Source organism: Comamonas sp. MYb21, from assembly GCF_037479395.1.
GTDB lineage: Bacteria > Pseudomonadota > Gammaproteobacteria > Burkholderiales > Burkholderiaceae_C > Comamonas.
The window spans coordinates 387,838-403,014 of the sequence record NZ_JBBGZC010000002.1 but is presented as its reverse complement, the minus strand read 5'-3'; the positions used below and the strand labels follow the sequence as shown (position 1 = coordinate 403,014).

Sequence of the window (15,177 nt, the reverse complement as noted above, 5' to 3'; positions counted from 1 at the left end):
TGGCCTGCAACGGTGGCAGGCCAGCCCTTGGCGGATGCTGGTGGGGTTGCAGACAGGGGCGCTAAGCCCCTGCCTGGGTGGGTGGCCGCACAGGGCACAGGCATATCAGTGGCCTGCGCTGGCAGCACACACCCGGCGGCGCAGCGGCCGACCCGGTGGGGAAACCTGCAAGGCCAGGCAGCGGGCAGCATGCCCACGGCGCCGGCCTGCGGCTGCCCGCTCATCACACGTCAAAGCGCACGCCTTGCGCCAGTGGCAGCGCGCCACTGTAGTTGATGGTGTTGGTGGCACGGCGCATATAGCCCTTCCAGGCGTCCGAGCCCGATTCGCGGCCACCGCCGGTTTCCTTCTCGCCACCAAAGGCGCCACCGATCTCCGCACCCGAGGTACCGATATTGACGTTGGCAATACCGCAGTCGCTGCCGGCTGGCGACATGAAGCGCTCGGCATCGCGCAGGTCGCTGGTGAAGATGGCCGACGACAGGCCCTGGGGCACGGCGTTCTGCACCGCGATCGCATCGTCGGCGCTGCCGTCGTAGGTGACGATGTAGAGGATGGGCGCAAAGGTTTCGTGCTCCATCACCTTGGTCTGGGAAGGCATCTTGACCAGAGCCGGGCGCACGTAGTAGGCATCTTTACCCAGGTCTTCGCGCTCGCGCTGGCCGCCGATGACGGTGCCGCCCTCTTCCTTGGCCTGGGCCAGTGCGGCCTGCATGCCGTCGAACGAGGCCTTGTCGATCAGCGGGCCCACCAGGGTGCCATCGGTCAGCGGGTCACCCACGGTGACGCTGCCGTAGATCTTCTCCAGGCGCGCCACCAGCTGGTCGGCCACCGATTTGTGCACGATCAGGCGGCGCAAGGTGGTGCAGCGCTGGCCGGCAGTACCGACGGCTGCAAAGGTGATGGCGCGGGCGGCCAGCTCCAGGTCGGCCGATGGCGTGACGATCATCGCGTTGTTGCCACCCAGCTCCAGGATGGAGCGGCCAAAGCGCTCGGCCACCTTGACGCCGACCTGGCGGCCCATGCGGGTCGAACCGGTGGCGCTGACCACGGGCACCAGCGGGCTGTCCACCAGCACTTCGCCCACCTCGCGGGCACCAATCAGCAGCTGGGCCAGGCCCGCTGGCACGGCACCAGGTTGCTCCTGGTTGAAGGCAGCAATCGTCTGCTCGAGCAGGTGCTGGCAGGCCACGGCCGTCAGCGGGGTCTTCTCGGACGGCTTCCACACCACCGCGTCGCCGCAGACCAGCGCCAAAGCGCTGTTCCAGCACCAGACGGCGACGGGGAAGTTGAAGGCCGAGATGATGCCCACGACACCCATCGGGTGCCAGGTTTCCATCATGCGGTGGCCGGGGCGCTCGCTGGCAATCGTCAGGCCATGGAGCTGGCGCGACAGGCCAACGGCAAAGTCGCAGATATCGATCATTTCCTGGACTTCGCCCAGGCCTTCGGAGGTGATCTTGCCCGCTTCAATCGACACCAGGGCGCCGAGTGCCGCCTTGTGCTGGCGCAGGGTCTGGCCAAAGCGGCGCACCAACTCGCCACGCACGGGGGCGGGCACGGTGCGCCACTGCAGGTAGGCCTGGTGGGCAGCGGCAATGGCGTCCTGCGCCTGCTGCGCGCTGTGGGCCTTCAACACGGCCAGGGTGGCGCCGTCGGCGGGCGAGCGGCTGGTGATGTCCTGGCCTGCCAGGGGCTGGAGGTCGAGCGCAAGCGCCTTGAGAATATCGTTCAAACGTTGGGTGGATTGCGTCATCGCTCGTCTTTCCTATTCACTATCACAACAGAAACTGTCCGGCCCTCCGTGCGGGCCCGGACCATGATGGGGGGTGCTGCCATCGCAGCTTAAAGCGCTGCGCGCCCGGACACGGGCACAGCACTTTGTACACCCTGCCCGTGACAGGGCTGCACAGGGCCCGCCTGCGGCAGTGCGCGGCGGGGGCAGAAGCACCAAACTTAAAAATACTATGTGAACTATCAGGAACAACAAAATGAGAAAATGGTGAGACATAGTGCGTTTTTTGAACAAAGTCCCCACCCATGCGCAACGCGATTCCCAATATCGGCCTGTTGATGGCTTTTGAAGCCTCGGCCCGGCACGGCAATTTCTCCCGCGCTGCCAATGAGTTAGCGTTGACCGCCAGTGCCGTCAGCCGCCATGTGGCGGCGCTGGAGGACCGGCTGGGGGTGCCGCTTTTTGTGCGCCACAAACGCCGCGTCATGCTGACCGATGCGGGTAAACGATATGCGCAGCGTGTGCGTGTGCACCTCAACGGCCTGGAGCGCGATACGCAGGAGATCGCCAACAGCCGCGCCCAGGGCTATGCCATCCACCTGGCCGTCGTCTCCAGCTTTGCCACGCAGTGGCTGGTGCCCCGGCTGCCCGCCTTTGCGCAACTGCACCCGGACATCCATGTGCACCTGTCGGTGCGCTCAGAGCCTTTTGCGTTCGAGGAAAGCGGTTTTGACGGCGCCATCTATTCGGGCGACGGCCTCTGGTCCAAGACCCAGGGGCAGCGCATTGCCCGCGATGGCGCCTGCATCCCCGTCTGCAGCCCGGCCTTCGCAGCGCAGCATGCGCTGGCCACGCAGGAGGACTGGCAGCCACTGGTACACATCGGGCTGGAGAGCCGACCCGCTGCCTGGCGCGACTGGTACAACGGCCTGGGCTGGGACTACTCGGTGCAGGCCTCGCGCGGGCCGCGCTATGAGCTGTTCTCGATGGTCATCATGGCGGCCGCCGCCGGCCTGGGCGTGGGCCTGGTGCCCGAGGTGCTGGTGCAACCGGCGCTCGATGCGGGCCAGCTGATCCCCGCCCATACCCAGACCTTGCCGGGCACGCAGAGCTACTGGTTCAGCTACCCCACCTACCGCGAGCCCTCGGCCGCGCTGCAGGCTTTTGAGCAATGGGTGCTCCAGCAAAGCCAGGGGCAGCAGGACTGAGCCCCACCCCAGCCTGCCAGGCGCTGGCGTGCATCAGTAGTCGTCGCCGCCCACGGCCAGGTTTTCAAAGCGGGTCTGGTTCTTCTGGAAGAACAGCTTGACCGTGCCGGTCGGGCCGTTACGCTGCTTGCCGATGATGACCTCGGCCACATTGGGCTCATTGCTCTCTTTGTTGTAGTAGTCGTCACGGTAGATGAACATGATGATGTCCGCATCCTGCTCGATGGCGCCCGATTCCCGCAGGTCGGACATCATCGGGCGCTTGTCGGTGCGCTGCTCCACCGAGCGGTTGAGCTGCGACAGCGCAATCACCGGGCATTGCAGCTCCTTGGCCAGCATCTTCAAACCGCGCGAGATTTCACCCAGCTCCGTCGCCCGGTTGTCCGAGCTGGCGGCCGAGCCCGAGCCGCTCATCAGCTGCAGGTAGTCGACGACGATCAGGCCGAGCTTGCCGCACTGGCGGGCGAGGCGGCGCGAGTTGGCACGCAGCTCCGACGGCGTCAGGCCCGGGGTCTCATCGATGTGCAGCGAGACCGTGCGCAGCCGCTCGATCGCCTCGGACAGGCGCGGCCACTCCTCATCGGTCAGCTTGCCGGTGCGCAGATTGCCCTGGTTGACCCGGCCAATCGAGCCCACGATACGCACCGCCAATTGGGCGGCGCCCATTTCCATCGAGAAGATGGCCACCGGCAGGCCTTCGTTGAGCGCCACATGCTCGGCAATGTTCACCGCGAACGAGGTCTTGCCCATCGAGGGGCGCGCGGCCAGCACCACCAGGTCACCGGCCTGCAGGCCGCTGGTCATGCGGTCCAGGTCGGCAAAGCCGGTAGGCACACCGGTCACATCGACCGGGTTGTCCGCCATCTCCTGCACCCGGTCGAGCAGGTCGACGACCAGGTTGTCCAGCGACTGGAAGCCCTGCTTCATGCGCGAGCCTTCTTCGCCAATCGCAAAGATCTTCTGCTCGGCCTCGTCCAGAATGCGGTCCACCGTCTTGCCCTGCTGGTTGAAGGCATTGGTGGCGATCTCGTCACTGGCGGTGACCAGCTTGCGCAGGATCGAGCGCTCGCGCACGATTTCGCCATAGCGGCGGATATTGGTGGCGCTGGGCACATACTGGGCCAGCTGGTTCAGGTAGGCCAGGCCGCCCACCTCTTCGGCCTTGCCGATGCTTTGCAGGTGCTCATAGACCGTGATCACATCGGCGGGCTTGCCGGCATTGATCATGCTGGCCATGGCCGCGAAGATCAGCTTGTGCTCATGGCGGTAGAAGTTGTCCTCGGCCAGCACATCGCCCACCCGGTCCCAGGCATTGTTGTCCAGCAGCAGGCCCCCCAGCACGCTGGACTCCGATTCGATCGAATGCGGCGGTATGCGCAGCTGCGCCACCTGCTTGTCGGGGGTGATGAAGGCAGTGTCATCCAGGGGGGGAAAGGTCTCTGACATGGGAAATCCAAATGAGCAAACGCTGGCCTGGCAGCCAGCAATCCACAAGAATAGCGCAGATGCCGCGCAAGGCTGACAGCGACGAACAAAACCCGCATCCCGGGGACTGTGCTGCGGCCGGGAACGAAAAAGCCGCCCGAGGGCGGCTTCTCAACGCAGAGCGTGGAGTATTAAACGTGTTCGCCGTAGACGGACACGTTCACTTCCACCACCACGTCGGTGTGCAGAGCCACTTCCACAGCGGTCTCGCTCACGGTCTTGATAGGACCGTTGGGCAGACGCACTTGCGACTTGGCCACTTGGAAGCCCATCTTGCCCAGTTCATCAGCGATGTCGTGGTTGGTGACGGAGCCGAACAGACGGCCATCCACACCTGCCTTTTGGGTCAGCTTCACGGTCTGGCCGGACAGCTTCTCGCCTTGTGCTTGGGCAGCAGCCAGCTTTTCAGCAGCAGCCTTTTCCAGCTCAGCGCGCTTGGCTTCGAATTCAGCCTTGGCAGCTTCGGTAGCGCGGCGTGCGCGGCCCGAAGGGATCAGGAAGTTACGTGCGTAGCCGTCCTTGACCTTCACGATTTCACCCAGGTTGCCCAGGTTCACGACCTTGTCGAGCAGAATGATTTGCATGTTCGTGCTCCTTAGATCTTGTGTTGGTCAGAGTAAGGAACCATGGCCAGGAAGCGAGCGCGCTTGATGGCAGTGTTCAGCTGACGTTGGTAGATGGCACGGGTGCCGGTCAGACGTGCGGGAATGATCTTGCCGTTTTCAGCAACGAAATCACGCAGGGTGTCGACATCCTTGTAGTCGATTTCTTCGACGCCAGCCACGGTGAAGCGGCAGAAACGCTTGCGCTTGAACAGCAGCGACTGGGTGTTGCGCTTTGGGCGCTTGTCTTTGTTGAATTTCTTGAACGTGGCCATTTTCGGACCTCTCAATAAGTATCTTGTTGAATATCCTGGATGTGCAGAACCAGCGATTTGCTGTTGCGCGGTGTGGCCAAAAAGCCCTGGAATGTCCAGGTGCTCCCTACAGCCTGCCGAGCGATTCGCTCTGCCAGTGCACCAAAGGCAATCGCCTTGAGCACGGCATTGACTTGTCGGGGTTGCGCTGCTTCGGTCTGGGTGGAGCGGTGCTCCAGCACAACATCTACAGCAGGTAGCCCAGCCGGCGTGTATCGCAAAATCTTGATTTCAGCGATGACGGCGGTGACAAGTACGCGGTTCTCCACCTCCTGTGTGATTAACGCTCTGCAGCGGCGTGCTCAGCCTGGTTGGCCTTGCGCGCTTCTTCGCGTTCCACGGTCTTCATCATGGCCGAAGGAGCGGTGTCAGCCTTCTTCTTCTGCACAGTCAGTTGGCGCAGCACAGCGTCGTTGAACTTGAACGCGTGTTCCAGTTCAGCCATCACAGCCTGGTCGGCTTCGATATTCAGGCACAGATAGTGGGCCTTGGCCAGCTTGTTGATCATGTAGGCCAGTTGACGGCGGCCCCAGTCTTCAACGCGGTGGATCTTACCGCCGCCGGCGGTAATCATGCCTTTGTAACGCTCCAGCATAGCTGGAACTTGTTCGCTCTGATCGGGGTGGATCAGCAGCACGATCTCATAGTGACGCATGCAAACTCCTTGTGGATTGCGCCACCCGCTAGTGCACTTGATTGCAAATACAGCGCGGTGTGGCAAGGGAAACCAACGATTATACAAACCAATTCAAAAACCGTCAAACATGGTTTATAAACACGGGCCGCTGCGGACACCACGGGGGGCAGCTTGCCCAGACGGAAAACCCAAATAAGCCCCTTGAAAAGCAAGGAAATGCCCCCAGGTGCGGCCACAAGAGTCCTTTTTGTTAACGAAATACGAACAGCACCATGTCAGACAACCTCCACCCCGAAGGCCAAAACCCCATGTCCGCCGAAGAGCTGGAAGCCGCTGCCGCTGCCAACCAGTCGCAACTGGAAGCAGAGCTGGCGGAGTTGAAGGCCAAGAATGCCGAGCTCGCCGACCAGTACCTGCGCGCCAAGGCAGAAGTTGAAAACGCGCGCCGCCGCGCCGATGATGAAGTGGCCAAGGCCCGCAAGTTTGGCGTCGAGAGCTTTGCCGAAAGCCTGCTGCCGGTGATCGACAGCCTGGACGCTGCGCTGGCGATCCAGAATGCCAGCCCCGAGCAACTGCGCGAAGGCTCGGACGCCACCCTGCGCCAGCTCGTCTCCGCACTGGAGCGCAACAAGGTGATCGCGATCAACCCGGCTGCCGGCGACAAGTTCGACCCCCACCACCACCAGGCGATCTCGGCCGTGCCTGCGGCGCAGGACCCCAACACCGTGGTGGCCGTGCTGCAAAAGGGCTATGCCATTGCCGAGCGCGTGCTGCGCCCTGCACTGGTGACCGTTGCTGCACCCAAGTAAACGTACCTCCCGGCTTTTTTGCATTGCGCACTTGAACAACCGCTAAAAAGCCACAGATAACAGTCAATCAGGGCGCTGAGCCGCCCCAACAAATACAGGAGTAGAGAAATGGGAAAGATTATCGGTATTGATTTGGGCACGACCAACAGCTGCGTGGCCGTGATGGAAGGCAACACCACCCGCGTGATCGAAAACAGCGAAGGTGCACGCACCACGCCATCGATCGTTGCATACCAGGAAGACGGCGAAATCCTGGTGGGCGCTTCTGCCAAGCGCCAGGCTGTCACCAACCCCCGCAACACGATCTACGCTGCCAAGCGCCTGATCGGCCGCAAGTTCGACGAGAAGGAAGTGCAAAAGGACATCGACCTGATGCCTTTCCAGATCGTCAAGGCTGACAACGGCGACGCCTGGGTGCAAGTGCGTGACCAGAAGCTGGCCCCACCACAGATCTCCGCAGAAGTGCTGCGCAAGATGAAGAAGACCGCCGAGGACTTCCTGGGCGAGCCCGTGACCGAAGCCGTGATCACCGTGCCTGCGTACTTCAACGACGCGCAGCGCCAGGCCACCAAGGACGCTGGCCGTATCGCCGGTCTGGAAGTCAAGCGCATCATCAACGAGCCTACCGCTGCAGCCCTGGCTTTTGGCCTGGACAAGGGCGGCAAGGGTGACCGCAAGATCGCCGTGTATGACCTGGGCGGCGGTACCTTTGACGTGTCCATCATCGAAATTGCCGATGTGGACGGCGAAAAGCAGTTCGAAGTGCTGTCGACCAATGGCGACACCTTCCTGGGCGGTGAAGACTTCGACCAACGCGTGATCGAATACATCATCAACGAGTTCAAGAAGGAACAAGGCGTGGACCTGTCCAAGGACGTGCTGGCACTGCAACGTCTGAAGGAAGCGGCTGAAAAGGCCAAGATCGAGCTGTCGAGCTCGGCCGCGACCGACATCAACCTGCCCTACATCACCGCTGACGCTTCGGGTCCCAAGCACCTGAACATCAAGCTCACCCGCGCCAAGCTCGAAAGCCTGGTGGACGAGCTGATCGAGCGCACCATCGCCCCTTGCCGCACCGCGATCAAGGACGCCGGCATCGCTGTGTCCGACATCGACGACGTGATTCTGGTCGGCGGCATGAGCCGTATGCCCAAGGTGCAAGAGAAGGTCAAGGAATTCTTCGGCAAGGATCCCCGCAAGGACGTGAACCCTGACGAAGCCGTAGCCGTGGGCGCTGCTGTGCAAGGCCAGGTGCTGGGCGGTGACCGCTCCGACGTGCTGCTGCTGGACGTGACGCCTCTGTCCCTGGGTATCGAAACCCTGGGCGGCGTGATGACCAAGATGATCACGAAGAACACCACGATCCCGACCAAGTTCGCGCAGACCTACTCGACCGCCGAGGACAACCAGCCTGCCGTGACCATCAAGGTGTTCCAGGGTGAGCGTGAAATCGCCAGCGCCAACAAGCTGCTGGGCGAGTTCAACCTGGAAGGCATTCCAGCCGCACCCCGTGGCACGCCCCAGATCGAGGTGGCCTTCGACATCGATGCCAACGGTATCTTGAACGTCTCTGCCAAGGACAAGGGCACCGGCAAGGAAAACAAGATCACCATCAAGGCCAGCTCCGGTCTGTCCGAGGACGAGATCCAGAAGATGGTCAAGGACGCCGAGCTGAACGCCGCCGACGACAAGAAGAAGCTCGAGCTGGTGCAGGCCCGCAACCAAGGCGAAGCCGCTGTCCACAGCGTCAAGAAGAGCCTGGGCGAGCATGGCGACAAGCTCGATGCCGCTGAGAAGTCGGCCATCGACACGGCGGTTCAAGAGCTGGAAGAAGCACTGAAGACCGAAGACAAGGACGCCATCGAAGCCAAGACCACGGCCTTGATGACCGCCAGCCAGAAGCTGGGCGAGAAGGTGTATGCCGACGCCCAGGCTGCACAGGCCGGAGCCGCCGGTGCAGCAGCGGGCGCGGCCGGCGCTGCGGCAGCCGATGACAATGTCGTCGACGCCGAAGTCAAGGAAGTCAAGAAGGACTAATCGCCTTCCGACAGGCTTGGAGCCGACGCTACCCAGCACCCATGCCGGAGTTCGCATTGCCGCACTCCGGCATGGCTTTTCTACAGAATCGCTCTTTCTTCTGTAGCACGTAGCTCCGGTCAGTGGGCTGCAGGCCCTGTCTCCCTTTCACGCAAGCATCCAAAGGCACACGATGACATCTACTACAGCACCTGCGAGCGACGCACTGCATGTTGCAGAGCTCAGCCGTGTCAACCAGAAGATCACCGACGGCGCGGCAGAGCTGCCCGCCGTCACGCTCAAAGACGGCAGCCGGGTGCAGACCGGCACCGTGGCCACCATGCTCTACAACATCGCGCTCTACAATGCCGGCGAGCGCGGCGCTGTTGAACAAGAGCTGAAGATGGCGATTCCCACCTTGTTCAAGGTGGGCTTGTTTGAGCTATTTCCACCGCAGCAATGGATTGACGGCGACAATCCCGGCCGCAGCTTTGTGGGCACCCATGCCCGGGCGTACCTGAACGCCGCTGGTTAAACCCCCACAGAATTCAAGAACACCATGTCCAAACGCGATTACTACGAAGTCCTTGGCCTGAGCAAATCCGCCACGGAAGTCGAAATCAAGACGGCCTACCGCAAGATGGCCATGAAGTACCACCCCGACCGCAACCAGGGCGACAAGGCCAAGGAAGCGGAAGAGAAGTTCAAGGAGTGCAAAGAAGCCTACGAAATGCTCTCCGACAGCCAAAAGCGTGGCGCCTACGACCAGTACGGCCACGCCGGGGTCGATCCCAATATGCGCTCGGGCATGGGCGGCGAGGGCTTTGGTGGTTTTGCCGAATCGTTTGGCGACATCTTTGGCGAGATGTTTGGCGGTGGGCGCCGTGGCGGCGGTGGCCCCCAGGTCTACCGGGGCAACGACCTGTCCTACGCGATGGACATCAGCCTCGAAGAGGCAGCAGCGGGCAAGAACGCCCAGATCAAGATTCCGTCCTGGGACGAGTGCGACACCTGCCACGGCAGCGGCGCCAAGCCCGGCACCCAGGTCAAGACCTGCAGCACCTGCCACGGCAGCGGCCAGGTGCAGATGCGCCAGGGCTTTTTCGCAGTGCAGCAAACCTGCCCGCACTGCCGGGGCACCGGCAAGATCATCCCCGAGCCCTGCACCAGCTGCCACGGCCAGGGCCGCACCAAGTCGCAAAAGACCTTGGAAGTGAGCATCCCTGCCGGCATCGACGACGGCATGCGCATCCGCTCCACGGGTGATGGTGAGCCTGGCCAGAATGGCGGCCCACCCGGCGACCTGTATATCGAGATCCGCGTGCGCAAGCACGAGGTGTTCGAGCGCGATGGCGATGACCTGCACTGCGAAGTGCCGGTCAGCATGGTCACCGCTGCCTTGGGCGGCGAGATCGAAGTGCCAACCCTGAGTGGCAAGGCTGCGATCGACATCCCCGAAGGCACCCAGACCGGCAAGCAGTTCCGCCTGCGCGGCAAGGGCATCAAGGGCGTGCGCGCCAGCTACCCGGGCGACTTGTATGTGCACATCGTCGTCGAGACGCCTGTCAAGCTCACCGAGCACCAGCGCAAGCTACTCAAGGAACTCGATGAATCGCTGAAAAAGGGTGGCGCCAAGCACACACCCAACAACCAGTCCTGGGCCGACCGTCTGAAGAACCTGTTCACCTGATAGAAAGAAACGCCGCATCTATCCGATGCGGCGTCTCCTTTGCCAAGCCTAGCCAAGCACCAGCCTCGCTGGTGCTTTTTTCATGGCCGCTGCGCTTGTCAGTCTTGCTTTTCTGCCTGGTTTGCAGGCTGCGCCCGCGCGGCGCTGCGGCGCATCCAGCGCCGGATGGCGAAGCGCAGCGGCAGCAGCACCACCAGCGCGAGCGCCAACAGCCAGGGCAGCGATTGCGCAGCGGTCAGAATCAGCGACTGCACGCTGCGGGTCAGGCCATCCCAGCTGCGCTGCCAGGTTTGCTGCCAGGGGCTGTAGGTGCCGCTGACGATGGCGCGCGTGGGCTGAAAGCGCATCTGCACGAACTGCTTGGCGGTATCGCGCTGCAACAGCGCGCGGTGGGTGTTGGCCGCATCGATCTCGGCCTGCACCTGGGAGAGCGTGTCGCGGATGGCCATCAGGTCCTGCAGGCTGCGTTTGACATTCTTCTCCAGCATCAGCGCGCGCAGGCTGTCCCGGTATTCGGTGCGGTTCTTGATCTGCGCCTCCACATCCACCACCTCATAGGTCTTGTCCTCGGTCGTGGTCTGGTGGTTGAGGACCCGGGCGCCAGCGCCCAGCGACGCGGTCAGCGCAGCAAAGTCAGCGGGGCTGACCCGCATCGCCAGCATGGCCTCGGCGGCCGACTGCGGGGTTTCGCGGCGCAGCTGCGAACCCTCGACATAGCAGTCCAGCCGCTCGCAGCGCGCCTTAACCTCTTCCCACAGCGCGGCCAGATCGGCCGCCGGCGTCTCCACCTGGATGCGGTGGCTGATGGCCAAAAAGCGCTCGCTGGGGGCGGCCGCACCGCCCTGGCCCACGGCCATATCGGCAGCGGGCGCTGATTCCATCGTCGCCATCTTGGCCATGGAGCGGGCGGCCATCGGCGCTACCGGCGCGGGCGCAGCCGGGGTGGCCATGTGGGCCTCGGCCGTCGATGCGCCCTGCCCTGCATCTGGTGAGCAGCCGGCCAGCAGGGCTGCTACCGCGATGGCGACGGCAGCCAGGCCAGCAGGACGCGCGCTGAACAGGCCAAAGGAAGGGGAGCGAGAAAACATGGGTGGTTCCGTTTCTAGAGCATCGCTGCTTGCGATGTCTGCTCAATCGCTGCAGACCTGCCCCATGGGGTGAAGGCCTTACAAAAACGAACACATTCGGCAGCCTCTGGCGCAGGCCGCTGGCGGGCGCGCCCTGCTACGTTTTCATGCAAATGACACATCAGCCATCGTCATCCGCGATACCAAACCCAGTATTTATAGATAAAATAGCTGCTGATTTCTAAAAATACGATAGCTCCCCGCCATGAAAAGCTCAGAGCGCAGTTTTGCGCGCCGGATTGACCTGACCTCGCTCCAGCTGTTTGTGGCGGTGTGCGAGCTGGGCAGCATTGGCCGCGCGGCAGAGCGGGAGTTCATCGCGGCCTCGGCCGTCAGCAAGCGCCTGTCGGATCTGGAAACAGCCGTCGACACCCAGCTGCTGTACCGCCACAGCCGGGGCGTCACTTTGACGCCGGCAGGCGAGAGCCTGCTGCACCATGCCCGCAATGTACTGTTCGGGCTGGAGCGCATGCAGGGCGAATTGAGCGAATACGCCGATGGCGTGCGCGGCCATGTGCGCATCCATGCCAATATTTCGGCGATCGTGCAGTTTCTGCCCGAGGACCTGGGCAGCTTTGCCCGCGCGCACAGCCAGATCAAGATCGACCTGCAGGAGCACCTCAGTGCGCAGGTGATCCAGGCCGTGCACGAAGGCACGGCCGACCTGGGCATCTGCAACCCCGATGCCGTTGCCAACACCGCCGAGCTCGATCTGCAGTCGCGCCCCTACCGCAGCGACCACCTGATGCTCGTGGTGCCGCTGGACCATGCACTGGCCCAGCGCAACACGATCAGCTTTGAAGAAGCGCTGGAATGGGACATTGTCGGCCTGCAATCGGGCAGCAGCATCAGCCAGGCCATGCGCACCGCATCGGCTCAGCTGCGCCGGCCGCTGCGCCAGCGCATCCAGGTCACCAGCCTGGACGCCATGTGCCGCATGATCGACAACGGCCTGGGCATTGGCCTGCTGCCCGACCGCGCCTTTGCGCTGATGCACGGCGTGGGCAACCTGCGCGGCATCCGCCTGGCCGACGCCTGGGCGCAGCGCGAGTTGCGCCTGATGGCGCGCGACTTTGAGGCGCTGCCGGTCACCGCCCGCCTGCTGGTCGAGCACCTGAGCCCCCGGCCCGCCGACGAGGCCCAGGCCGCAGACCAGCAAGACGCCGACCTGGCCGCGCACCTGCAGACCTTTGCCCATCTTTGATATTTCGTATTTAGCCCCTTGATGAGACCCTTGACCCAAAGAGAACCACGATGACCGGACGCACCCTCTACGACAAGATTTTTGACGAGCACACCATCCACACCGAAGAGGATGGCACCGCCGTGCTGTATATCGACCGCCATCTGGTGCACGAAGTCACCAGCCCCCAGGCGTTCGAAGGTCTGCGCATGGCGGGCCGCAAGCTCTGGCGCGTCAGCTCCGTGGTGGCCACCGCCGACCACAACACCCCCACCACCGGCTGGGAGCGCGGCTATGACGGCATTGAGGACCCGATCAGCAAGGAACAGATCGTCACCTTGAACGACAATATTGGCGAGTTCGGCGCTGCTGCCTTCTTCCCCTTCATGGACAAGGGCCAGGGCATCGTCCACGTGATGGGCCCCGAGCAAGGCGCCACCCTGCCCGGCATGACCGTGGTCTGCGGCGACAGCCACACCAGCACCCATGGCGCCTTTGGCGCGCTGGCCCACGGCATCGGCACCTCCGAGGTCGAGCACGTGATGGCCACGCAGACCCTGCTGGCCAAGAAGGCCAAGAACATGCTGATCAAGGTGGATGGCAAGGTTGCCCCCGGCGTGACCGCCAAGGACATCGTGCTGGCCATCATCGGCCGCATCGGCACCGCAGGCGGCACCGGCTACACCATCGAGTTTGCCGGCTCGGCCATCCGCGACCTGTCCATCGAAGGCCGCATGACGGTCTGCAATATGGCGATTGAAGCTGGCGCCCGCGCAGGCCTCGTCGCTGTGGACAGCAAGACCATCGACTACGTCAAGGGCCGCCCGCTGGCGCCTACCGGCGTGGAATGGGACCAGGCTGTCAGCTACTGGAAGACCCTGCATTCCGATGTCGATGCCAAGTTCGACACCGTGGTCACCTTGCGCGCCGAAGACATCGTGCCCCAGGTCACCTGGGGTACCAGCCCCGAGATGGTGCTGGGTGTCGATGCGACCGTGCCCGATCCGGACAAGGAAAAGGACCCGAACAAGCGCGGCGCCATCGAACGCGCGCTGACCTATATGAACCTGGAGCCAGGCAAGCCGATCAACGACATCTTCGTCGACAAGGTGTTCATCGGCAGCTGCACCAACAGCCGCATCGAAGACATGCGTGAAGCCGCCGCCGTCGTCAAGAAGCTGGGCCAGAAAGTGGCCAAGAATGTGAAGCTGGCGATGGTGGTGCCCGGCTCCGGCCTGGTCAAGGCCCAGGCCGAGGCCGAAGGCCTGGACCAGATCTTCACCGCCGCCGGTTTTGAGTGGCGCGAGCCCGGTTGCTCGATGTGTCTGGCGATGAACGCCGACCGCCTGGAGCCCGGCGAGCGCTGCGCATCGACCAGCAACCGCAACTTTGAAGGCCGCCAGGGCGCCGGTGGCCGCACCCACCTGGTGAGCCCCGCGATGGCCGCCGCCGCCGCCGTGCACGGCCACTTTGTGGACATCCGCCGTTTTGCATGACCCCAGGAGCTATGCGATGAAAACCCGTTTTGCCTTCTTCACCATCGTGCTCGCCGCGCTGCTGTCGGGCTGCAACACCGTCCACGGCATTGGCCAGGACGTGCAGGGGGCGGGCAACGCCATCTCGCGCGCAGCACGCTAACCCCATTCCATACACCGCTGCCCGCGCGCATCCAATGACCGCGTGCAGCCCAAAGGCTTGAACATGCAAAAATTCACCATCCACACCGGCCTCGTGGCACCCATGGACCGCGAGAACGTCGACACCGACGCCATCATCCCCAAGCAGTTCCTCAAGTCGATCAAGAAGACCGGCTTTGGCGTCAACGCCTTTGACGAATGGCGCTACCTGGACCAGCCCGGCCAGCCTGGCGTGCCCGAGTCCGCCCGCAAGCCCAACCCGGACTTTGTGCTCAACCAGCAGCGCTTCCAGGGCGCCAGCATCCTGATTGCCCGCAAGAACTTTGGCTGCGGCTCCAGCCGCGAGCACGCGCCCTGGGCACTGGACCAGTTCGGCTTCCGCGCCATCCTCGCCCCCAGCTTTGCCGACATCTTCTTCAACAACTGCTTCAAGAACGGCCTGCTGCCCATCGTGCTGCCCGAGGCCACGATCGACATGCTGTTCAACGAAGTCGCGGTGCATCCCGGCTACAGCCTGACCATCGACCTGGACCAGCAGGTCATCCTGCGCCCCGGCGGCGAAAGCATCCCCTTCGATGTGATCGCCTTTCGCAAGTACTGCCTGCTCAACGGCTTTGATGACATTGGCCTCACGCTGCGCCACAAGGACAAGATCCAGGCCTATGAAGCCAACCGCCTGGCCACCAAGCCCTGGCTGGCACACAGCCTGGTGCAAGCCAAGGCCTGAGCGCCGC

At 63.2% G+C, this 15,177-nt stretch carries 16 protein-coding genes; 9 read left to right on the top strand and 7 right to left on the bottom strand.

Features of this window, described 5'->3' with window-relative positions:
• Positions 1-223 precede the first annotated feature (223 nt).
• Positions 224-1,756 carry an L-piperidine-6-carboxylate dehydrogenase gene (gene amaB, locus WH367_RS04780; protein WP_339534517.1) on the bottom strand — a complete coding sequence of 511 codons (1,533 nt, stop codon included), beginning with the start codon at positions 1,754-1,756 and terminating at the stop codon, positions 224-226.
• Positions 1,757-2,040: 284 nt separating this feature from the next.
• Between amaB and WH367_RS04775 the strand changes: the two genes are divergently transcribed.
• Entirely contained in the window at positions 2,041-2,943 is a 903-nt protein-coding gene (locus WH367_RS04775; protein ID WP_021028349.1) for a LysR substrate-binding domain-containing protein, read from the top strand.
• A gap of 33 nt (positions 2,944-2,976) precedes the next feature.
• On the opposite strand, the gene dnaB is transcribed toward WH367_RS04775, so the two are convergent.
• The 5 genes from dnaB to rpsF form a co-directional block, all read right to left on the bottom strand.
• Entirely contained in the window at positions 2,977-4,389 is a 1,413-nt protein-coding gene (gene dnaB / locus WH367_RS04770; protein ID WP_021028348.1) for a replicative DNA helicase, read from the bottom strand.
• A gap of 170 nt (positions 4,390-4,559) precedes the next feature.
• Entirely contained in the window at positions 4,560-5,012 is a 453-nt protein-coding gene (gene rplI, locus WH367_RS04765) for a 50S ribosomal protein L9 (RefSeq protein WP_021028347.1), read from the bottom strand.
• 11 nt (positions 5,013-5,023) lie between these two features.
• Positions 5,024-5,305 (bottom strand): 30S ribosomal protein S18, encoded by a 282-nt coding sequence (rpsR, locus tag WH367_RS04760; protein WP_021028346.1) that lies wholly within the window; start codon positions 5,303-5,305, stop codon positions 5,024-5,026.
• 11 nt (positions 5,306-5,316) lie between these two features.
• Positions 5,317-5,613 (bottom strand): primosomal replication protein N, encoded by a 297-nt coding sequence (gene priB, locus WH367_RS04755; protein ID WP_339534515.1) that lies wholly within the window; start codon positions 5,611-5,613, stop codon positions 5,317-5,319.
• An 11-nt stretch (positions 5,614-5,624) separates the two neighbouring features.
• Positions 5,625-5,999, bottom strand: a complete 375-nt coding sequence (gene rpsF / locus WH367_RS04750; RefSeq protein WP_021028344.1) for a 30S ribosomal protein S6 — start codon at positions 5,997-5,999, stop codon at positions 5,625-5,627.
• 254 nt (positions 6,000-6,253) lie between these two features.
• On the opposite strand from rpsF, the gene grpE reads away from it, so the two are divergent.
• From grpE to dnaJ, 4 genes are all read left to right on the top strand, one after another.
• A complete protein-coding gene (gene grpE / locus WH367_RS04745) occupies positions 6,254-6,790 on the top strand; it encodes a nucleotide exchange factor GrpE (protein WP_133855422.1) in 537 nt (178 codons plus the stop codon).
• 108 nt (positions 6,791-6,898) lie between these two features.
• Entirely contained in the window at positions 6,899-8,827 is a 1,929-nt protein-coding gene (gene dnaK / locus WH367_RS04740; RefSeq protein WP_339534512.1) for a molecular chaperone DnaK, read from the top strand.
• Between the two features lie 172 nt (positions 8,828-8,999).
• Positions 9,000-9,341 (top strand): DUF7709 family protein, encoded by a 342-nt coding sequence (locus WH367_RS04735; RefSeq protein ID WP_021028341.1) that lies wholly within the window; start codon positions 9,000-9,002, stop codon positions 9,339-9,341.
• Positions 9,342-9,365: 24 nt separating this feature from the next.
• Positions 9,366-10,496 carry a molecular chaperone DnaJ gene (dnaJ, locus tag WH367_RS04730; RefSeq protein WP_021028340.1) on the top strand — a complete coding sequence of 377 codons (1,131 nt, stop codon included), beginning with the start codon at positions 9,366-9,368 and terminating at the stop codon, positions 10,494-10,496.
• Positions 10,497-10,594: 98 nt separating this feature from the next.
• Here dnaJ and WH367_RS04725 read toward each other — a convergent pair whose 3' ends face one another.
• Complete coding sequence (locus tag WH367_RS04725) at positions 10,595-11,584, bottom strand: DUF4349 domain-containing protein (RefSeq protein ID WP_339534509.1); 990 nt, start codon at positions 11,582-11,584, stop codon at positions 10,595-10,597.
• A 244-nt stretch (positions 11,585-11,828) separates the two neighbouring features.
• Here WH367_RS04725 and WH367_RS04720 point away from each other — a divergent pair, with 244 nt between their 5' ends.
• The 4 genes from WH367_RS04720 (at position 11,829) to leuD (ending at position 15,170) form a co-directional block, all read left to right on the top strand.
• Entirely contained in the window at positions 11,829-12,827 is a 999-nt protein-coding gene (locus WH367_RS04720) for a LysR family transcriptional regulator (protein WP_339534507.1), read from the top strand.
• A gap of 50 nt (positions 12,828-12,877) precedes the next feature.
• Positions 12,878-14,302 (top strand): 3-isopropylmalate dehydratase large subunit, encoded by a 1,425-nt coding sequence (gene leuC / locus WH367_RS04715; RefSeq protein WP_116924770.1) that lies wholly within the window; start codon positions 12,878-12,880, stop codon positions 14,300-14,302.
• Between the two features lie 16 nt (positions 14,303-14,318).
• Entirely contained in the window at positions 14,319-14,444 is a 126-nt protein-coding gene (locus WH367_RS04710; RefSeq protein ID WP_021028336.1) for an entericidin A/B family lipoprotein, read from the top strand.
• Between the two features lie 63 nt (positions 14,445-14,507).
• On the top strand, positions 14,508-15,170 hold the full coding sequence (gene leuD / locus WH367_RS04705; protein ID WP_027011222.1) for a 3-isopropylmalate dehydratase small subunit: 663 nt from the start codon (positions 14,508-14,510) through the stop codon (positions 15,168-15,170).
• Positions 15,171-15,177: the final 7 nt, after the last annotated feature.